The 18,404-nt window shown below is 71.4% G+C and carries 18 protein-coding genes and 1 pseudogene; 8 read left to right on the forward strand and 11 right to left on the reverse strand.

The features are described from left to right. Positions 1–16: 16 nt before the first annotated feature. Both F9B16_RS26340 and F9B16_RS26345 read right to left on the reverse strand, forming a co-directional pair. Entirely contained in the window at positions 17–1,330 is a 1,314-nt protein-coding gene (locus tag F9B16_RS26340; RefSeq protein WP_151542822.1) for a serine/threonine-protein kinase, read from the reverse strand. A 69-nt stretch (positions 1,331–1,399) separates the two neighbouring features. After that, entirely contained in the window at positions 1,400–2,002 is a 603-nt protein-coding gene (locus tag F9B16_RS26345; protein ID WP_151542823.1) for a TetR/AcrR family transcriptional regulator, read from the reverse strand. A gap of 84 nt (positions 2,003–2,086) precedes the next feature. Here F9B16_RS26345 and F9B16_RS26350 point away from each other — a divergent pair, with 84 nt between their 5' ends. From F9B16_RS26350 to F9B16_RS26365, 4 genes are read left to right on the forward strand one after another with little or no spacing between them, the layout of a single operon-like run. Then, positions 2,087–3,262 (forward strand): M28 family metallopeptidase, encoded by a 1,176-nt coding sequence (locus F9B16_RS26350; protein WP_151542825.1) that lies wholly within the window; start codon positions 2,087–2,089, stop codon positions 3,260–3,262. Further along, positions 3,259–4,200, forward strand: a complete 942-nt coding sequence (locus F9B16_RS26355; RefSeq protein ID WP_192809003.1) for an enoyl-CoA hydratase/isomerase family protein — start codon at positions 3,259–3,261, stop codon at positions 4,198–4,200. The genes F9B16_RS26350 and F9B16_RS26355 overlap by 4 nt, the downstream gene beginning before the upstream one ends. After that, a complete protein-coding gene (locus F9B16_RS26360; RefSeq protein WP_151542829.1) occupies positions 4,191–5,066 on the forward strand; it encodes an alpha/beta fold hydrolase in 876 nt (291 codons plus the stop codon). Before F9B16_RS26355 ends, F9B16_RS26360 begins: the two co-directional genes overlap by 10 nt. Before the next feature lie 10 nt (positions 5,067–5,076). Then, positions 5,077–6,147, forward strand: coding sequence for a saccharopine dehydrogenase NADP-binding domain-containing protein (locus F9B16_RS26365; protein WP_151542830.1), 1,071 nt, complete (start codon positions 5,077–5,079; stop codon positions 6,145–6,147). Between the two features lie 404 nt (positions 6,148–6,551). Here F9B16_RS26365 and F9B16_RS26370 read toward each other — a convergent pair whose 3' ends face one another. From F9B16_RS26370 to F9B16_RS26395, 5 genes are all read right to left on the reverse strand, one after another. Continuing rightward, a complete protein-coding gene (locus F9B16_RS26370; RefSeq protein WP_151542832.1) occupies positions 6,552–6,983 on the reverse strand; it encodes a nitroreductase family deazaflavin-dependent oxidoreductase in 432 nt (143 codons plus the stop codon). 21 nt (positions 6,984–7,004) lie between these two features. Next, on the reverse strand, positions 7,005–7,556 hold the full coding sequence (locus tag F9B16_RS26375) for a TetR/AcrR family transcriptional regulator (protein WP_151542835.1): 552 nt from the start codon (positions 7,554–7,556) through the stop codon (positions 7,005–7,007). Positions 7,557–7,571: 15 nt separating this feature from the next. Continuing rightward, positions 7,572–8,429, reverse strand: a complete 858-nt coding sequence (locus tag F9B16_RS26380; protein WP_151542837.1) for an SDR family NAD(P)-dependent oxidoreductase — start codon at positions 8,427–8,429, stop codon at positions 7,572–7,574. A gap of 452 nt (positions 8,430–8,881) precedes the next feature. Next, entirely contained in the window at positions 8,882–9,187 is a 306-nt protein-coding gene (locus F9B16_RS52895; protein WP_225991961.1) for a hypothetical protein, read from the reverse strand. 10 nt (positions 9,188–9,197) lie between these two features. Further along, positions 9,198–9,638: a C40 family peptidase gene (locus tag F9B16_RS26395; protein ID WP_151542838.1), complete on the reverse strand. Its 441-nt coding sequence runs from the start codon at positions 9,636–9,638 to the stop codon at positions 9,198–9,200. 333 nt (positions 9,639–9,971) lie between these two features. On the opposite strand from F9B16_RS26395, the gene F9B16_RS51190 reads away from it, so the two are divergent. Beyond that, positions 9,972–10,409 (forward strand): tyrosine-type recombinase/integrase, encoded by a 438-nt coding sequence (locus F9B16_RS51190; protein ID WP_192809005.1) that lies wholly within the window; start codon positions 9,972–9,974, stop codon positions 10,407–10,409. Between the two features lie 696 nt (positions 10,410–11,105). Here the strand turns inward: F9B16_RS51190 and F9B16_RS51195 are convergent. After that, positions 11,106–11,258 carry a VOC family protein gene (locus F9B16_RS51195; protein WP_192809004.1) on the reverse strand — a complete coding sequence of 51 codons (153 nt, stop codon included), beginning with the start codon at positions 11,256–11,258 and terminating at the stop codon, positions 11,106–11,108. A 397-nt stretch (positions 11,259–11,655) separates the two neighbouring features. Between F9B16_RS51195 and F9B16_RS26405 the strand changes: the two genes are divergently transcribed. Together F9B16_RS26405 and F9B16_RS26410 are read left to right on the forward strand one after the other, a co-directional pair. Then, on the forward strand, positions 11,656–12,021 hold the full coding sequence (locus F9B16_RS26405; protein ID WP_151542840.1) for a hypothetical protein: 366 nt from the start codon (positions 11,656–11,658) through the stop codon (positions 12,019–12,021). After that, positions 12,018–14,405 (forward strand): ATP-binding protein, encoded by a 2,388-nt coding sequence (locus tag F9B16_RS26410; protein ID WP_151542841.1) that lies wholly within the window; start codon positions 12,018–12,020, stop codon positions 14,403–14,405. Before F9B16_RS26405 ends, F9B16_RS26410 begins: the two co-directional genes overlap by 4 nt. Before the next feature lie 104 nt (positions 14,406–14,509). On the opposite strand, the gene F9B16_RS26415 is transcribed toward F9B16_RS26410, so the two are convergent. Both F9B16_RS26415 and F9B16_RS26420 read right to left on the reverse strand, forming a co-directional pair. Further along, positions 14,510–15,436: an SDR family NAD(P)-dependent oxidoreductase gene (locus F9B16_RS26415; RefSeq protein WP_225991959.1), complete on the reverse strand. Its 927-nt coding sequence runs from the start codon at positions 15,434–15,436 to the stop codon at positions 14,510–14,512. 66 nt (positions 15,437–15,502) lie between these two features. Next, a complete protein-coding gene (locus tag F9B16_RS26420; RefSeq protein ID WP_151542845.1) occupies positions 15,503–16,549 on the reverse strand; it encodes an NAD(P)-dependent alcohol dehydrogenase in 1,047 nt (348 codons plus the stop codon). A 127-nt stretch (positions 16,550–16,676) separates the two neighbouring features. Between F9B16_RS26420 and F9B16_RS26425 the strand changes: the two genes are divergently transcribed. Continuing rightward, a complete protein-coding gene (locus F9B16_RS26425; protein WP_151542847.1) occupies positions 16,677–17,501 on the forward strand; it encodes a helix-turn-helix transcriptional regulator in 825 nt (274 codons plus the stop codon). Here the strand turns inward: F9B16_RS26425 and F9B16_RS54200 are convergent. Continuing rightward, a pseudogene (locus F9B16_RS54200) lies at positions 17,436–18,119 on the reverse strand (DUF4158 domain-containing protein); the annotation flags it as partial. The gene F9B16_RS26425 and the pseudogene F9B16_RS54200 overlap by 66 nt on opposite strands. Positions 18,120–18,404 lie beyond the last annotated feature (285 nt).

Below are 18,404 nucleotides of genomic sequence, written 5' to 3' on the forward strand. Positions count from 1 at the left end.
CGGCGGTACCGCGAGTTCACAAGAGGCTGCTGGTGAAGGTGACCCACGCTGAGGCCGATGCGAAGAAGGCGGCGACCGTGACGATGCTCAAGGCCAGGGCCACGGCCTTGCCGATGCGGCCGGGCGCTGAGAGGTCGTCGCCGAACCAATCGGTGAACTCGAAGATCGCCACGGTGAACCGTCGAAGGCCGTCGGGGAAGGCCAGGGCACGACTCAGAGCATAGAAGCCGAGGTAGCTGCTGCCTCCCACCACGCCGGCGGCGGTCGCGTCCACGATGAGGGGCCAGCGGGGATCGGCCTTGTCGGCAGCGCTGGGGAAGTGGACCGCGATCACCAGGACGAACGCGAAGAGAACCAGGAGGATCCCCGCGGCCAAGGCCCACACGGACCTGACGGGCCCGGCGCCCCTCGGCGAACCGGGGTTCGTCGGCTGAGCGGGCACCCGGACGGTGGGGGCGGAGGCGGGTTGCTGGACGGCGATGGTGGCGGCGGGTCGCGCGTCGCCCGGCGGCCGGGCGGCGGTGCAGGATTCGAGGACCGCCTTAACCTCGCGCGCGGACGCTGGCCGGGCGGCGGGGTCCTTGGCCAAGAGCTGCTGGAGGAGGTCGTCCAGGGAGGCGGGCAGGTGGGCGCCGAGGCGGGGCGGCGGGCTGCTGAGGTGCTGGTGCATGAGCGCCATCGGGGTGGGCCCGGGGTAGGGCGGGGCGCCGGTCAGCAGCGTGTGGAGGGTCGCGCCGAAGGCGTACAGGTCGGCCGGTGGGGCGACCGGGTCGCCCTTCCACTGCTCGGGGGCCATGAAGGCGGGGGTGCCCAGCAGTCCTCCGGTCGCGGTGATCTGTGTGGACGCCTCCGCGTAGCGGGCGATGCCGAAATCGCAGATCTTCGCCTCGCCGCCCGGCAGGACCACGAGGTTGGCCGGTTTGATGTCGCGGTGGACGACGCCGCGTTCGTGGGCGTAGGCGAGTGCTTCGGCGACCTGTGCCATGAGCGGCAGGACGTCCGCGAGCGGGAGGCCACCGGGTGATCCGGTCAGCAGGGTCCGGGTGTCGCGTCCCGAGAGCAGTTCCATGACGAAGTAGGGGTGCCCGTCGTGTTCGCCGATGTCGTGGACGACGGTGATGCCGGGGTGCTGGAGCCGGGCGGCGGTGCGGGCCTCCTTACGCAGGCGCAGGAGCGACTGGGGATCGCCGTCCAGCCCGGCCAGCACGATCTTCACCGCGACCGGGCGGTCCAGTTCCTCGTCCTGGGCGGCCCAGACCTCGCCCATCCCGCCGCGGCCGAGCCGTCTCCGCAGCCGGTACCGGCCGCTCAGCACCATGCCCTGCTCCACGCGTACTCCCCTCGGGGGGTCAGGAAGCGCCGGACGCACGCGCCGGGGCGCGGGGCCCGCCGCAGCGTATCAAGATCGCAGGCCGCCGAGCAGCGCCGAGACGACGCCCTGCACCTCCCCGGCGGTCCGGGCCGGGTCGGCGCCGGCGGCGATGACGAGGACGGCGTTGCAGTAGAGGCCGAGCAGCAGGTCGGCGGCGACCGGCACGGAGACCGAGCGCGCCTCGCCGGCCTCGATCGCCTCGGCGAGGGTTTCGCGGATGAGGGGCAGCGCCATCCGCTCGTCGAGCTCGCGGACCCGGTCCCAGCCGAGCACGGTCATGGCCTGCCGCAGCATGTGGCGCGCCTCGGCGTCCTCGACGTAGGCCTCGAGGAACGCCCGCGTGGCGGCCTCGACCCGTTCCCAGGCGGTCGCGGCGGCGGGCGGCATGGCCTCGATCGCGCGGGCGATCAGCCGCTCCTGGCCGGCCTGGAAGACCTCGGCGAAGATCTCCTGCTTGTCGCGGAAGTGGTGGTAGACGGCGCCCTTGCTGGTCTGCGAGGCGCGCGCTATGTCGTCGATCGACGTCGCCTCGTACCCGGCGGTCCCGAACAGTTCGCGCGCCGCGTCGACGACGGCGGTACGCGTCAGTGCGGCGTACATCTCACGCCGGTTGGGCTTGACCGTGCTCATGGACCGGAGAATACTCGCCGACTGTCAGTTCTTTAAAGACTTCAAGTCTGTGAAAATCCGTCAGTCGGCGAAAGGTGCGAAGGCATGACCACCCTGGACACGACGACCACCGAGGACGACGCCGTCGCGCGGCTCCGCCACGACGTCGAGGCCCTGGTCGGCCTCGACCGCCGGACCACCCGGCAGGGAGAGCGCGAGTCCGCGCGCCACCTCGCGGCCCGCCTCACCGCGATCGGCGCCGAGGACGCCGCGGTCGCGGCGTTCCCCACGCAGTCCTCCTGGGTCCCGGCGCATCTTGCCCACCTCGCGCTCGCGGCGGACCTCGCGCTGCTGAAGCATCCGGCCGCGCGGCTGCTCGGCGCGGCGCTGGCCGCCTCCTACGAACTGGAGGTCTCCGGGCGTTCGAAGTGGGTGAGGCGGCTGCTGCCGCGCGGGGAGGGCTCCACTGCCTGGGCGCGCATCCCGTCGGCAGGACCCTCTCGCCGCACCCTCGTCCTGGTCGCCCACCACGACGCCGCGCACATGGGGATGGTCTGGCATCCCGGCACGGTCGCGGCGAGCCGGCGCCTCGCCCGGTCCACCGGCCACGCCCTGCCCACCCACGCGGCTGCGCTCGCCGCGATGGCCGCGGCCGCGGCCCCCTCGCGGGCGGTGCGGATCGCCGGGGCCGGGGTGCTGGCGGTGAGCGCCGCGCTCATGGTCCAGTCGATGCGCAGCCCGACCACTCCCGGCGCCAACGACAACGCCTCCGGTGTCGCCGCGGTGCTGGAGGTCGCGCGGCGACTCGCCACGGAACCGCTGACCGGCACCACCGTCCTCGTGGTGTTCCCCGGTGGGGAGGAGGCGGGCAGCACCGGGATCCTGCACTGGCTGCGCGCGCACGGCGGCCCGCTCGATCCGGGTTCGACGCTCGTGGTCAACCTCGACGCGGTCGGCAGTCCCGGCTCGGTCGCCGTCGCCCGTCGCGAGGCGCTCAGCAACCGCGCCTCGGCCCGGGCCGTCGACCGGGCCGTGCGGGCCGCGCGCGACCTCGACGTCCCGCTGCAGACGATCACCATCCCGAACCCGACCGACGCCGCGGTGACGACGCTCGCGGGGTTGGAGACGGTGTCCCTGCTGTCGGTCCGCGACGGATGGATCAGCCACCTGCACCGCCCCACCGACACGGTCGACAACGTCGGCTGGAGCACCGTCCACGATGCCGCACGGCTCACCCACCACCTCGCCTGGACCTTCGACCGCGAGGAGGCGGGCCGATGAGCACCGGACGCAGGCTGGCCGTACGGAGGGAGGGCGCCGTCATGACGGTGACCTTCGACAACCCGCCGCGGCACTTCTTCGACGAGGAGATGAGCGTCGAGCTGGACGGCCTCACCCGGGCGCTGCGGCGCGACCCGTCGGTCCGGGTCGTCGTCTTCACCGGAACGGGCACCAGCTTCCTCACCCACTTCGACGTCCCATCGCTGGCGCGGGGCGCCTCCTCGGTCCCGCTGCCGCTCGGGTTCGGGGCCGGGCGCCTGGTCGCGGCGGTGGCGGGCGCGGCCGTGCGCGGCCGGCGGGTCGACCGGGCGCTGCGCAAGACCATCGCCCGGCACGCGCTCTTCCTCGCGCGGACGACCGCCGCCCTCGACCGCCTCACCCGCCTCGACAAGGTCGTGGTCGCCGAGATCAACGGCCTGTGCCTGGGAATGGGATGCATCCTCGCGCTCGCCTGCGACATCCGCGTCATCGCCGACGACGTGCTGATCGGGCTGCCCGAGTCCGACCTGGAGATCCTCGCCGGGGCGGGCGGGACGCAGCGGCTCACCCGCACCGTCGGGACCGGCGCCGCCCTCGACCTGCTGCTGCGCGGGCACTGGATCACCGCGCGGGAGGCCGCCCGGCTGTCGCTCGTGCAGCACGTCCACCCGAGAGAACGGTTGCACGACCGGGTCCTGGAGCTCTGCGAAGGGCTCGCCCGGCCGTCGGCGGTCGTCACCCGCGAGATCAAGCGCGCGGTGCATGAGACGAGCACCCGGCCGTCCCGGGCAGCGCTGTGCCGGGAGACCGCGGGGACGGCCCGAACGCTCAGCACCCGGGCGGCGGCGCGCGAGCTCGCGCGCTACGAGCGGTACCTCGCCGCCCACGAGCCGCTGACCGACGAGGTGATCCTGCGTGGTTGGACGCAGGGCGTGGACCAGGAGGAACGATGCGGCTGATCGAACCGCCGGGCGTGACCCACCGGCACGTCACCGTCGACGACGGCTGCCGGATCCACGTCGCCGAGGCCGGGACCGGCGCACCGCTGGTCCTGCTGCACGGCTGGCCGCAGCACTGGTACGCCTGGCGGGACGTCATCGGCCCGCTCGCCGAGCGGTTCCGCGTCATCTGCCCGGACCTGCGCGGGCTCGGCCGGTCGGACGCGGCCGGCACCGACTGGAGCCTGCGCAGATTGGCCCGTGACGTCACGGGTGTGATGGACGCCCTCGGCATCGACCGCTGCGGCGTCGTCGGCCACGACTGGGGCGCCGTCATCGGGTACCGGCTCGCCCTGGACCAGCCCGACCGGGTCACCCGGCTCATGCCGATGGCGGCGCCGCACCCGTGGGCCTCCCTCGGCGCGCACCCCCGCCAGGTCTGGCGTCCCTGGCACGTCTACACCGCAGCGCTGCTCGGCCGCGCCAACAACACCTGGCTCCAGGTCCCCCGCACATGCCTGCGCACCTGGCGGCGGGCCGGCGCCTTCACCCCGGACGAAGAAGAGGCGTACTGCGCCGTGATGCACCGGCCGGACGCCCGGCGCGCGACCACCCGCTACAACCGGAACCTCATCGTCCGCGAGGTCCCCTACTTCGTCGCGAACGCCCGGTGGCTCACGCTGGCCCTGCCGATCCTGCACCTGAACGGCGCCGAGGATCCCCTGACGCAGCGCCTCTCCCACGCCTACCGGACGCACGCACCCGCGATGCGGCTCGACGAGCTTCCCGGATGCGGCCACTACATCGCCGAAGAACGCACCGCCGCCCTGATCGACGCCGTCACCACCTTCTTCGAGCCGTCCGCCACGGCCGGCGACCCCACCTGAGGACGAACCCATGCGCAGTCACGACATCGCGGTCTTCGGCGCGACCGGGTACACCGGACGCCGGATCGCCGCCGCCCTCACCGCGGGCGGCCACACGGTCCTCCACGTCGGCAGGGACCGGGCCAAGCTGGCCGCCGCCGCTCCCCCGGAGCACACCGTCGCGATCACCGGCCTGGACAACGCGGAGGAGATCTGCGCGCGGGTGACGACGGTCGTCAACGCCGCCGGGTCGTTCGTGCACACCTGCGAGCCCGTCGCGCGGGCGGCGCTCGCGGCCGGCGCGCACTACGTCGACATCAGCGGCGAGCAACGGGCGGTCCGGTTCCTGTTCGACGAACTGCACGAGCCCGCACTCCGCGCGGGCCGCGCGGTCGTCCCGTCCGCCGCGTTCTACGCCGCGCTCGCCGACCTGCTCGTCGCCGCGATGGCCGCCCGGACGGGCCGTCCCGAGGCGGTCGAGATCGCCTACCACCTCACCGGCTGGACGCCCAGCGGCGCGGCGCGCGACAACGTCCTGCGCGGGCTCGGGCAGCCGATCCTCCAGTACGACGGGACGCTGGTCGAGGTCGCCGATCCGCGTGCCCAGGTCACCGACTTCGGCGAACCCATCGGCCGCCGGACCACGATCACCTACCCGGCGCCAGAGGTCCTGACGATCCCCCGGCACCTCGATGTCGAGCGGGTCCGGACCGTCATGACCGCCTCGACGTTCGGCGCCCCGCTGCCCGCACGCCTCGTCGCGCCGGCCGTCCGGGCGCTCGGCCGGGCGCTGCGGTCACCGGCGGCGCCCCTGGTCCGCCGGGCCTTCACGGCCGTCACCGGGGCATCCGCCACCCGCATCGACGACGACCCCACGACCTTCCGCATCACGGCCGGGGTCACCGCCGGCGGCCGCACGACCCGCGGGGTCATCGACGCCCGCGGGATCTTCGACATCACCGCACCCATCGCGGCCCGGATCGCCGCCGCGACCCTCGACCCCGGCTTCACCGGGACCGGCGCCCTCGCCCCGGCCCAGATCCTTCCACCACGCGACCTCCTCGACGACCTCGCCACCCACGGACTCACCTACCAGGCCTGACGACGGCACCTGGGCAAACCACGCGCGGCGCCGGAGCGGCGCGGTTCCCGCGAGCCCGCGCAGCACGGTCCGGCCGAAGCGCGACTCGAGGCACGAGTCGAGCCGCCGCCTGCCGTGGCCATCGGGCCGGAGCGCCGGCCGGCTGGGAGGTGAGGGAGTGCACGAGCATGTTGACCAGTTCGCCCTCGAACCGGTCAGCGTGTTCTGCGTGGTCCCCCGGAGGTGAAGCGATGGACCAGCGATTCGATGGCCGCCCGGCCGCACCTGTTCAAACGAGCCATGGCGCGATCGATGGCAATCGAAGCCTTCCGTACTACGACGGGTGAGGCGGCCGAGGCCGTGCCAGCGTCCGCGCCGACCGTCTCAAGGCCGACCGGCGTGCCATCACGACCTGCACGAGGTGTTCAGGTGATCGGTTCCAGGAGGAGAACAGGGATGGCACGGGGGGCGGCCGCTGCTCGGTAGCCGGGGAAGTCCGGCCAAATGGCGTCGGCGATGCGCCATATGCCGTTCTTCTCCGCACCGGAGACCTCGCGGGCGCGCAGCCGTCTGATCGTCGCGCCGTCGCGGAGATCGACCTCGGGATGGGCGAGCACGTTGTGGTACCAGGCAGGGTGGACGGGCGCTCCCCCGTAGGAGGCCACGACGGCATAGGAGCCGTTGTGCTCGATCTTCAGCAGCGGCGTCTTGCGGATCCGGCCGGTCTTGGCACCGAGGGTGGAAAGGATGACCACCGGTCTGCCTTCCAGGGTGCCGCCCTGTTCACCGTCGGTGGCTTCGTAGAGGGCGACCTGGTCACGGACGGTTTCGAAGGGGCTGGGCGCGTATTCGGGCACTACGAACTCCGTTGGATGCGTTCACGCGGGGTCGGCCGGTTCGCGGGTCAGTTCGGTGACCAGGAAGTGGAGGAGGTCCTCGCGCTCTTGGGCGCTTCGCGGCTGAACGAGCAGCCCTTCGACGAAGACGACGATCGCGGCCGTGACGAGGTCGAGCCTGCCGGGCTCGACGTGGGGGGCGAGCAGGGTGCGCAGGCGGGAGGTCATGGCCTCCTGGAAACCGGCTTCGAGATCGGCCGCGGCCTGGGAGTGCTTGGCGCGCTCGTGCATGGCGTGGGTGAGCGGCTGGAGCGCGGTGAGGCGTTCAACGGCCCATCGCAGCCGGGTCATCAAGCGGTTGTCCTCGGGCGGAGTACCGAGATCCTCGGCGTACACGTCGGCCAGGGCGGCGACGAACAGGTCGTCCTTGGTGGGGAAGTACCAGTAGATCGCGGTCCGGGCGAGCCCGAGCCGCTTCGCCACCGCGCTGTGGGACAGGGCGGCGGGACCGCCATCGCGCAGGATGCCCACCGCGGCCCGGCGGATCTCTGCGATCTTGACATCCCGGTCGACGTCCTGTCTGTTGCGCGGCATACCGGGGACGCTATCTCAGCGGGCGTGCTCCCAGGCCGCCTTGGCGTCGGCGATGATCGGGGAGTCCGGCCCCACGACCAGGGTGTCGGCCAGTTCGTCGGGGAGCCTGCCGCGTTCCCGGACCGCGTCGGTGATCGCAGCACGCAACTCCATCGGACGGTGGTAGGCGTGCTCGACGGTCACCGCGGGATAGAAAACCCGCTCGTGCTCGTCCCGCACGGCGCGGACGATCAGCTCGGCGAGTTCCGCCGCGGTGCCCGTGCCGAGCATCCCGTCCAGGACTTCCACGAAACCGGGCAGCAGCATGCTCGCCCCCAGAGCCGGGGTGTCGACGGGACCGGGAATCACCTCGATAACGGAGACACCGGTGTCCAGCAGTTCCAGGCGCAGGGTCGAAGTGAGTTGCGCGAGCGCGGCCTTCGCCGCGGCGCTGTGGCCCAGTGACGGCCAGGCGAGCACCTGCCGGATCGAGGTCACGTTGACCACGGCCCCCGCGCGGCGCTCCCGCATCCCGGGAACGAGCGCGGCGATCATCGCCAACGGCGACCACCAGTCCACCTCGAACATGCGCCGGGCCTCGTCACGGTCGCCGACCGCCCAGACCGTCCCACCGGTCTCGCTTCCCGCGCCGTTGACCAGGACGTCCACGGGCCCGGCACGCTCCGCGACCCGAGCCGCCGCACCCGGCTCGCTCAGATCCGCGGTGATCACCGACACCGCGCCGGCGGACTCCGCTTCCAGCGCCGCGAGGCGCTCGGCCCTGCGCGCCACGGCGACCACCTCCGCACCCGCCGCGGCGAAAGCCCGTGCCGCTTCCCGGCCGATCCCGCTCGAAGCCCCTGTCACCAGGACCCGACTGCCTTCTATCTCCATGGAACATCCTCTCCTTGTCGCTGTGACAAGAGACTAAGTGCCGCCTTGTCAGTGCGTCAAGAGCGTGTCCGCCGGCGGTGCCGTGACGCGGCGGAGTGACGCGGCGGAGTGACGCGGCGGAGTGACGCGGCGGAGTGACGCGGCGGAGTGACGAGGCCGGTCACCCCGTCGAGCGCCCGGCTCCAGCTCTCAGTCCGTGGGACATCCCGGTTGCCGCAGCGCGCGCGGCTCGCGCGGCGGACGCCCCCGGCCTTCGATCCAGCCCTCTACAGGCGCCGCAACGTGGTCGAACGCCGCATCGGGCCGCCTCAAGCGATGGCGCGGCATCGCCACCCGCTTCGACAAGCTCGCCCGCAACTACCGCGCAGCGATCGTCCCGATCATCGCCCTGCTCTGGATCATCGCTGATCCATCGGACACGGCCTGGGACGTCCTGGCTGATGGCTCGCCTCTCACATCTCCTTGTGGATTGATGGTTGTTGAGGCACGTGAAGTAGCGACGCCGGCTTGGGACCTTGACGCGTGCGGAAGTCGATGCGGCGTTGGGCGGCCGGCACGAGGGCGGCGGTGGATTGCCGGCCGCCGCCGTAGCTGAACGCCCGGATCGGTCCGCACGGCTGCGGTGTCTTCGTGGTTCGGGACGGTGCCGGGTGGCGGGCGGTGCGGTTCGGCCGGGTGCGGCCGTGGGCCTGATCGTGGTCGCGGTTGTCGCGGCAGTTCTGGCGGGTGGTGGCATGGGCGTTGTAGCGGTTGGGCATGGTCCTCCGGTCAGGCTGCGATGTGGGCTGTGCTGGGGCGGGTGGCGCCGATGTACTGGCGCTCGCGGTAGGGGTTGCCGGTGAACTGGGAGATGCGGACGACGTCGCCGGTTTGGGGGGCGTGGATCATCTGTCCGCGGCCGTAGTAGAGCCCGACGTGGTGGATCGTCGCCGGGTTACGTGTGTCGGTGGCGAAGAACAGCAGGTCACCGGGGCGCAGTCGGGTGCGAGCGATGTGCGGGCCCGCCCCGTATTGGGCAGCCGCGACGCGGGGTAGCTGGACGCCGGCACCAGCACGCTGGCGGCGCTCCTGTCGACCGCGTGGGACACGGCCTCGATCGAGGCGCTGCTGGAGCTGGACTGCGCACACCTGGACGCCAAGGGAGGCCCGATCGTACTCACGGCGCGCAACACCGCGGCGACGGCCACACGCACCCTGCAGGGCGTCCATGCGATCCTCAAGCGCTCGATCCGGCAGGCGCAGGCCCGGGACCGGGTCACACGGAACGTGGCCGAGTTGGTCACGACGTCCAAGGGGAAGGCCGGGCGGCCGAGCAAGGCCAGTGGGATCACGTCGTCGCCTGGGACGAGGAGGCGGACGCCTGGCGGCCCGTCGACGAGGCCGGCTTCGACCACGACAGGTTTGCTCTCTATGTTCTCGCACTCCCCCAGGCCATGGCCGTCCTCGAGGCGGCCAAGTCATCCCGGCTGCACGCCTACGTGGTGCTCAGCCTCATGGCCGGCATCCGCACCGGGGAAGCGCGGGCTCTTCCTCTGGCGGTCGGTGCGAAAGCACGGTGACACCAAGACCAAGAAGTCCCGTCGGACCCTCGAGCTGCCCACGCAGGCCGCAGACGCCCTGCGCAAGCACCATAGGCGGCAGGCCGTCCAGCGGCTCCGTGCGGAGCTCTGGCAGGACAACAATCTGGTCTTCTGCACAGGGGTCGGGACTGCGCTGGACGCCGCCAATGTGCGGCGCGGCGGCTTCCGGCTGATCACCTCGAAAGCCGGGATCGGGGAAGACTGGACTCCTCGCGAGCTCCGGCACTCGTTCGTCTCGATCATGAGTGACAGCGGGGTACCCCTGGAGACGATCGCCGATCTGGTCGGGCACGCGGGGACGGCCGTGACCGAGAAGGTGTACCGGCACCAGCTCAGGCCGGTCATCACGCAGGGAGCCGAGGCCATGAACACGGTCTTCGGTCGCAGCCGGTCGGCGTAGGTCTGGGAGCGGTGGCTCCCCGTTTGGCTCCCGGACGGGCCTGAAGATCGAAAAAGGTCCCGGAGTGATCTCCGAGACCCTTGCTGACCTGCTAGAACGGGGTGGGCGATACTGGGTTCGAACCAGTGACCTCTTCGGTGTGAACACGACCGATCATGCCTCGACTCCAAGGTTTTCTGGCATCACCGCAGGTCAGATGTAGACCTTGAGTACAGCACAGCGCACCTGAAGGAAGATCGAGTCCGTTGTGATCTCCCGCGATTCGCGCCTCACGGCGTTGTCGAGGCGTAGCGCTTAGTAGTCTTTTATCGAGCGGTCTGATCACCCACCCCTTCTCCCAGGCCCGCAGGGGCGGTCGATCGGGGCCGAGGCTTGCTCTGATGCATTGGCTGGGCTTCGCTGCAGCCGGCAGGGCGCGGCCCGGGTCGGACATCGTTTACGGACATGTACCGGCTAGGCATGACGGCGTGTCGGTACACCGGGGCTCCCGTGACGACCGGGTTTGTGAGAGATCATCAGCCGCACAGGGCCTTGATGCGCTTTACTCAGGGCGCGCCCTGAGCTCCCGGCCAAAAGCCTGCTGATCATCGGTGTTGCGACGACAGGTTGAATCCCCCTGTGTGGGTGAGGCCGGGCCTTCGTGGTTCGCGCCGGTTCATCTCGGCGGGCTCGCCGCGACCGCCGCGAGGCAGACCATCAAAAGCCCGTCAGGGCCCCGGAGACCTCCCAGCACACTTCGATTCGGTGACCGTCGGGGTCTGCGCAGGTAAACGAGACGAAGCCCGGATCGTCATACTGCTCGATGATGTCCACTTCGTCCGCCCGCATCCGGGTGAGCAGGTCTGTCACCTCCTCGGGAGCGATGAGGACGCCGGCGGCACAGGGCCTACGCGGCCTACTCAACATCGAGCACGGCGGTAGGGTCCTCGCCGCCCGCAGAGGCCCGGCACGCGACCGCGCACTGTGCAGCCGTCTGGCGCGTGCGGCGGCGCCGGTCACGCGTCGCCGCCGACGACTCAGCAATTCGCGTCCGCGCACGGCTGGTCGGATGAGACCATCGCGCCATGCCGTGGTGGAACGGAAAACTCCAAAGGCTCGGGAACACCGACCCGGCAGTTGCGCTTGGAGAACCGCCTCTCCCCCGCCATGACGGCTGGCGCGGTTCCCTCCTTTCCTTACGGAAGGTGTTGCATCGTTGTGCTCCAATGACGGGACGCACACAGCCGGACGCGGAATGGGTGACGCTATGAGGGCGCGTGCGCTGATCTGGGCGGTGATCGGGGCCGCGGTGACGGCCGCCGGGACGCTCGTGGTGTTCTGGCTCGTGCGGGGACTGGAGCAGGCGGGCTGGCTGGCCGGCGTGCTCGGCGCGTTCGCCGCTCTGGCCGCGCTCGTGATGGCCCTGCCCCATCCTGCCCCTGCACCCGTCCCGCCGCCGACGCCCGAGCGGCCCGGCGAGGAGGACGGCGCGACCGTCAACACCTTCAGCGGCGGGACCGCCCACGGCCCGGTGGTCATGGGCCGCGACATCACCTTCACCGGCAGGCCCGCTCCCCCCACCGGCTCCGACCCGGACGAGGAGCCCCGGGACGGCGCCGGACCGTCCCGGTGAACGGCGGGACCCGCAACGAGATCACCGGCGGGATCTTCTTCTCCGCCGTGGTGCAGGGGCGTGACATCACTGTGGAGCTGCCTCCCGCCGTGCCCCCCGCACTGTCCGGTCTGCCCGCCGGGTCGGGCGCGTTCACCGGCCGCGAGGACGAGCTGCGCCGCGTGCTGGCCCCGCTGGCCCCGCCGGACTCGCGGAGCCAGGACGACGCAGGCCCGCTGGTCGTCGGCGCAGCGGTCAGCGGGATGGCGGGGGTCGGCAAGACGGAACTGGCCGTCCAGGCCGCCCGGACCGCGCTGGAGGATGGCTGGTTCCCGGGCGGCGTCCTGTTCGTCGACCTGTTCGGCTACGACAGCCTCCGGCGCGTCGAACCCGAAGTGGCGCTGGAGGGGTGGCTCCGCGCCCTCGGCCTCCCCGGCGAGCACGTCCCGCCCGGCCTCCAGAACCGGTCCCGGCTGTTCGCGTCGATCCTGGACACCTACGCCCGGGAGGGCCGCCGGATTCTCGTCGTGATCGACAACGCCGCCTCGCACGAGCAGGCCGGGCCGCTGCTGCCGGCCGACGGCCGCACCGCGGCGATCGTCACCTCGCGGCACCGGCTCGGCATGCTGAACATGCGGAAGGTCGATATCGGTGTCCTCCCCGCCGATGACGCGGTGACGCTGCTCCGGCGCGCTATGGCCATGCTCGATCCGGGCGACACCCGGATCGAGGACCATCCCGGCGACGCCGCCGCGATCGCCCGGCTGTGCGGCGGGCTGCCGCTCGCGCTGCGGATCATCGCGGCACTGCTGGCGGACGAGCCGTCCCGGCCACTGGCCGGAACGGTCGCCGACCTGTCGGAAGCCGGAGCGCGCCTGGAGGAACTGCAGTACGCCGACGCCGACGGTGAGATCGCGGTACGGGCGGCGTTCGACCTGTCGTACGCACGCCTCACCCCGGAGCAGGCCCGGCTGTTCCGGTCGCTCGCGCTGAACCCCGGCGCCGAGTTCGGGCTCGACGCAGCGGCGGCCCTCGCGGACTCCCCGCACTCCGGTGTCCGCAGGACGTTGCGCCGCCTCCGCGCAGCCCATCTGATCGAGGACGGTTCGGCGGACGGCAGGTACCGCTTCCACGACCTGATGCGCGACTACGCCCTCGAAAGGCTGGCCGACGAGGACGCCGAGCCCGACCGCGTCGCCGCGCATGACCGGCTCGCGGAGTTCTACCAGCGGACCGCCGCATCTGCCGCCCGCCGGCTCGGCGGATCCGAGGGCGACCGTTTCGCCACCCGGGACCAGGCCCGGTCCTGGCTGGACACCGAACGCGCGAACCTGCTCGCCGCCCTGTCCGAGGCCCACGAGACGGGCCAGCCGCTCCGCACGTTCGCACTCGCGGCCGATCTGAGCGCCTACTTGGAATTCCGCCATCTCGTGGACGACTCGATCGCAGCACAGACACGTGCCGTGGACGCGGCGGCCAGGCTGGGCCCGAGGCAGCAGGCCGTCGCCGCGGCCAACCTGGGCAACGCCTACCGCATCGGAGGGCAGTACGACCTGGCGGAGTCCCATCTCAGGCGCGCACGCAAGCTCCTGCGCGGAGTCGACCTCGTCTCAGAGGGCGATGTCCTGCACAATCTCGGACTCGTCTACTTCCGCATGGGCAGGTACGCCAGGGCCGAATCATGCCACCGGGCCGACCTGGACATCTGCACGGCCACGCGAGACCGGCGCCGTCAGGGCCAGGCCCTGACCGCTCTCGGCGACGCTCTGCGAATGCAGCGCCGCTATGCGGAGGCCGCCAGAACCCTCGACACGGCCATCCGCCTCTTCGAACGCCTGGACGCCTCCGCCGATGCCATGCTCGCCCGCGTCAACCACGCGCTCACCTGCCTCGCCTGGCGTCCCCACAACTCAGCGGCCTTCATCATCTGGCAGCTCTGCGCTGCGCTCAAGGCGGCCGAGGAGATCGACGCACGCCCCGTCAAAGCAACGATCTTCCTCAACCTCAGCGCGGCCTATACGAGCCGCTGCGGCACCTGCCACCGGGACGCGGCGATCCACTGGGCCCTGGAGGCGGCGGCCCTTTACAGATCGCTGCGCGACCTCCGCCAAGAGGCCGCAGCCCTCCGAAATGCGGGCATAGCGCACCGCAGCGCTGCGGAGGCGGCCGAGGCGGATCGCTACCTGCGGCAGGCACTGGCGATTTTCGCAGGGCTGGGCGCGTCCAGAGAGGTCAAAGTCCTGAACGCGCTGCTGGCGAAACCGGCCTCGCAACCCCTCTGCGATGAGCAGCACTCACGCGACGAGAAGGCACGCCTGCTGACGAAATGGTGCGGCGACCTGCCACACGCCGTGCTGGCCGGCGATACTGCACGACTGTCCGACTTCGTCTTCGTCATCCACTAGCTGCCCACGGTGAGGCAGGATCTTATCGACGAGCTCGGAGATGCAGCCGGAGTCCTCCTGCCCGGCGAGGTGCGGGGCGGCGCTGTCGGTGGAGATCGTGGCCGTCAGGCGCGCTTGGCGCGGTCACCGTCCAGGTAGCGGACGCCGGTCGCGTCCTCGGACAGCTGCCAGAGGCGCTCGGCCAAGGCGAGGTCGTCTGCGGGCGGTACGAGCGTGTCGAAGTGGATGCGGGTGTCCTTGCGGCGGGCGGAGAAGCCGAGGAAGTGCCCCGTCTGCGCCGCCGGGCTCGTGGCGGCGGACGCCAGCGGCAGCGCGCCCTGCTCCATTGGACGGCTGAGCAGCGCCTTGCCGACCGCGAGCAGTGCCTTCTGCGTGAAGCCCCGGGCGCTGTCGTGCATCGGCGTGGAGGCCATGCCCGGGTGAGCCAGGAAACTGCGCACGGGGCTGCCCGCCCGACGAAGCCTGCGGTCCAGCTCGGCGCCGAAGAGCAGGTTCGCGGTCTTTGACTTCACATAGACGGCACCGGGCGAGAACGAGCGCTCGGCGGCGAGGTCCTCGAAGTCGGTGTGGGGGCGGGTGCGGCGGTAGAGGTTCGAGCCGACGGCGACCACCCGCGGGTCGTGGTCTGGGCGGAACAGCTCCAGCAGCAGGCCGGTGAGCGCGAAGTGACCCAGGTGGTTGGTGGCGAAGACCCGCTCGTATCCCTGCGGCGTCAGGGCGCGCGCCTGCCCGCCGGTGCCCGCGTTGTTGAGCAGCACGTCGATGCGACGCCCGTCGGCGTGCATGCGGTCGGCGAAGCGCCGCACCGAGTCGAGGTCCGCCAGGTCGACCTGGCGGACCTCGAGGTCGCCCCGCATTTCGGCCCGGACGCGTTCGCCCTTGTCGGTGTCGCGTACGGCCATGATGACGCTCGCGCCGCGGCGGGCGAGCTGACCGGCGACCACGAGGCCGAGCCCGCTGGTAGCGCCGGTGATCAGTGTCGTCCGGCCCGTCTGGTCGGGGATGTCATCGAAGGACCATGTCAGTGCCACCTCGATCGTCGTGCCGACCTCCCTCGGGATCGGTTCGCCTGCCCGTGTTCACCCCTCCTCCGTTCGTCAGGACGTGAGGTCGAGGACGAAGCGGTACCTGACGTCGCCCGCGGCCAGCCGATCCAGTGCCGTGTCGACCTCGGCGACGGGCAGTACCTCCACGGTCGCGGTCAGGTCGTGGGCCGCGCAGAAGTCGAGCATCTCCCGGGTGTCGGTGATGCCGCCGCTGCCCGCGCCCGCCAGCCGTTTCCGCCCGAACCGAAGGGCCTGGGGTGTGAACGACAGCTCCGGCACGATGCCGAGCGTGCACAGGGTCCGGTCGAAGCGGAGCGCCGTCAGGTAGGGCGAGAGGTCGTGCGCGCGGGGGACGGTGTCGAGGATGAAGTCGAACCGCCCGCGCTGCCGGGCCATGGCCTCGGCGTCGGTCGACACCACCACGTCGTCGGCACCGAGTTCCATCATGTCCTTCGCCTTGCCGGGTGAGGTGGTGAAGCCCACGACCTCGGCGCCGAGCGCCTTGGCCAGCTTCACCGCCACGTGCCCGAGCCCGCCGAGGCCGATGATGCCGACCGTCTGCCCCGGGCCGACCTCCCAGCGCCTGAGCGGCACCCAGGTGGTGATCCCCGCGCACATCAGCGGCGCGGTCCCGGCCGGGTCGAGCCCCTCGGGACGCCGATAAACGAACGCCTGGTCGGCCACGTACTCGTCGCTGAATCCGCCCTGGGTCAGGGACCCGTCGCGCCGGTCGCGCCCCCCGTAGGTCAGGGTCGGGAACTCCGCGCAGAACTCCTGATCACCGTCGCGACAGGCCTCGCACACCCCGCACGAGTCGACGATGTTCCCCACGCAGACCGGATCGCCGACCCGCAGACCGGTGACCGCACTCCCGACGGCCACCACCTCGCCCACGATCTCGTGGCCCGGCACCAGCGGAAAGAGCTCCGGCCGCTCATGACCCGGTTCGGGCCGCACGTGCTCCAGGTCGGTGAAGCACACCCCGGCGTGCGTCACCCGCAGCGCAACGTCGGTGGGTCGCAGATCACGGCGCTCGAAGCGCCAGGGCGCCAACGCCGACCCAGGTGCCTGGGCGGCCCAGCCGTTGACCGTTCGCATGGCGGATCTCCTCTCGTTCACAACGCCCCCATGCTGTAACCGGACCGCGCCGCCCCACCATCGGTGGCCGATGACTGGGAATCACAGGGCCACCCTTGTACAGGACGGCCGGACGTAGCCTGAAGCCGTGGACGACGCCGCTCTCGCAGAATTCCTCCGGGCTCGCCGAGCCCTGGTCCGGCCCAAGGACGTGGGCCTCGACGACGCCGGCGACGCCCGTCGCCGGGTGACGGGGCTGCGGCGCGAGGAACTGGCCCTCCTGGCGGGAGTGAGCGCGGACTACTACGTGCGCTTGGAGCAGGGACGTGGCCACCGCCCCTCGGAGAGCGTCCTGGAGTCACTGGCACGGGCGCTGCGGCTGGACGAGGAACTGACGGAGCACCTGTACGCTCTGGCCCGCCCGGCACCGATCGCCACGCGCACCCGGGAACGGGTGTCGGACACGGTGCAGGAACTGCTGGACGCCTGGACGACGACACCGGCCACGGTGACCAGCCGCCGGATGAACGTCGTCGGATCGAACGCCCTGGCGTGCGAGCTGGCCCCCTGCTACGTGCCCGGGACCAACCTGCTGCGCGCGGTGTTCCTGGACCCCGGGACGCGGGAGACACATGTGGACTGGAACGCGGCGGCGTCCGACGCGGTCGCCAACTTCCGGGCCCGGATCGGAACCGAACGGGACGACCCCGAGCTGACGGAGCTCATCGGCGAACTGTCGCTGCGCAGCCAGGAGTTCCGGGAACTGTGGGCCCGCCACGACGTCCACACCACCACGGCGGGCGCGAAGAGCTTCCGACACCCGGAGCTGGGTGTGATCAGCCTCCGCTTCCACGCGATGCCGCTGGAGGACGGCCAAGTGCTCACCGTCCACCACGCCCGGCCCGGCTCACCGGACGAGCAGTCCCTGGCCCTGCTCGCCACCATGGCCGCGACCCGCCGCCGCAGTCACTGATGCCGTCGTGGGGGCCACCGGTTGAGGACCCTGCGGGCAGCCGTTGACCCCTGAGAATGATCTTGGGTGGTGTTTCGTTTGGGGACCCCCTACCGGAACACCGGTCAGCCGGGATGGTGTCCCAGGTCGAGGTGTTCCGTTTAGCTGTTCCGCGAACCCCCGCCACCGACGCGTCAGCGTGGTGATCCCCGGCGGCAGAACCCGATACTCCACCAACCACACCACCACCCAGTCGAACAGCGCCCGCGGCCCTTCCTGCGACGCCCACACCCGCGCACCCACGAACGTGCACACCTGCTCGTGCGCCGCCTCGCACTCGGTGTAGCCGAAGGCGTCCCGAACTTCCACGAATGCTCGTACCGGCTTTGCCGCCGCTGCCCATACGCCCCGAACTCCGCCGGATCGACCTCGACCTACTCCTGCGGCGGACCGCACCACCACCTCCGGCACCGCCGCCAGCTCCTCGGTCACGGACGCGCCCAGCATCCGCACCGCGCCCCACTGAACCGCCCACCCCAGCCGATTCGCCGGCGCCCGCTTCGACCGAGCATGCGACAACGCGCGCTCATCCAGCCGGAAGAACATCTCCTGTTCACCCACCGACGGCTCGTCGCGAACCGCCCGTACCCGGCCACGTGCTCATCAGACAAGAAATCCACTGGCATGGCCGCAACATAGGAACCGTGACCAGCCCAATCGAGCCAAGTGATCAAACCGAGGCGAAGATCCCGTCGTTGTCGCTACTGGCCGTTCCGATCCTCCTCACGGGCCGGTCGCTAGGTCGTGTCCAGTGGATCATGCGTTGATCCAGAGCAGTGCTGTGACTAGGACGATTGCCGCTCTGTAGTTGCGGGCGAGCTTGTCGAAGCGGGTGGCGATGCCGCGCCATTGCTTGAGGCGGCC

Origin of the sequence: Actinomadura montaniterrae (assembly GCF_008923365.1) — a bacterium.
Lineage (GTDB): Bacteria > Actinomycetota > Actinomycetes > Streptosporangiales > Streptosporangiaceae > Spirillospora > Spirillospora montaniterrae.

What these genes read in the sequence shown, in the direction of transcription:
- F9B16_RS26380 (WP_151542837.1), bottom strand. Translation starts at nt 8,429, where the DNA reads ATGGAGATAGAAGGCAGTCGGGTCCTGGTGACAGGGGCTTCGAGCGGG.
- F9B16_RS26375 (WP_151542835.1), bottom strand. Translation starts at nt 7,556, where the DNA reads ATGCCGCGCAACAGACAGGACGTCGACCGGGATGTCAAGATCGCAGAG.
- F9B16_RS26405 (WP_151542840.1), top strand. Translation starts at nt 11,656, where the DNA reads ATGAGGGCGCGTGCGCTGATCTGGGCGGTGATCGGGGCCGCGGTGACG.
- F9B16_RS26420 (WP_151542845.1), bottom strand. Translation starts at nt 16,549, where the DNA reads ATGCGAACGGTCAACGGCTGGGCCGCCCAGGCACCTGGGTCGGCGTTG.
- F9B16_RS26350 (WP_151542825.1), top strand. Translation starts at nt 2,087, where the DNA reads ATGACCACCCTGGACACGACGACCACCGAGGACGACGCCGTCGCGCGG.
- F9B16_RS26395 (WP_151542838.1), bottom strand. Translation starts at nt 9,638, where the DNA reads ATGGACGCCCTGCAGGGTGCGTGTGGCCGTCGCCGCGGTGTTGCGCGC.
- F9B16_RS26355 (WP_192809003.1), top strand. Translation starts at nt 3,259, where the DNA reads ATGAGCACCGGACGCAGGCTGGCCGTACGGAGGGAGGGCGCCGTCATG.
- F9B16_RS26360 (WP_151542829.1), top strand. Translation starts at nt 4,191, where the DNA reads ATGCGGCTGATCGAACCGCCGGGCGTGACCCACCGGCACGTCACCGTC.
- F9B16_RS26365 (WP_151542830.1), top strand. Translation starts at nt 5,077, where the DNA reads ATGCGCAGTCACGACATCGCGGTCTTCGGCGCGACCGGGTACACCGGA.
- F9B16_RS52895 (WP_225991961.1), bottom strand. Translation starts at nt 9,187, where the DNA reads ATGCCCAACCGCTACAACGCCCATGCCACCACCCGCCAGAACTGCCGC.
- F9B16_RS26345 (WP_151542823.1), bottom strand. Translation starts at nt 2,002, where the DNA reads ATGAGCACGGTCAAGCCCAACCGGCGTGAGATGTACGCCGCACTGACG.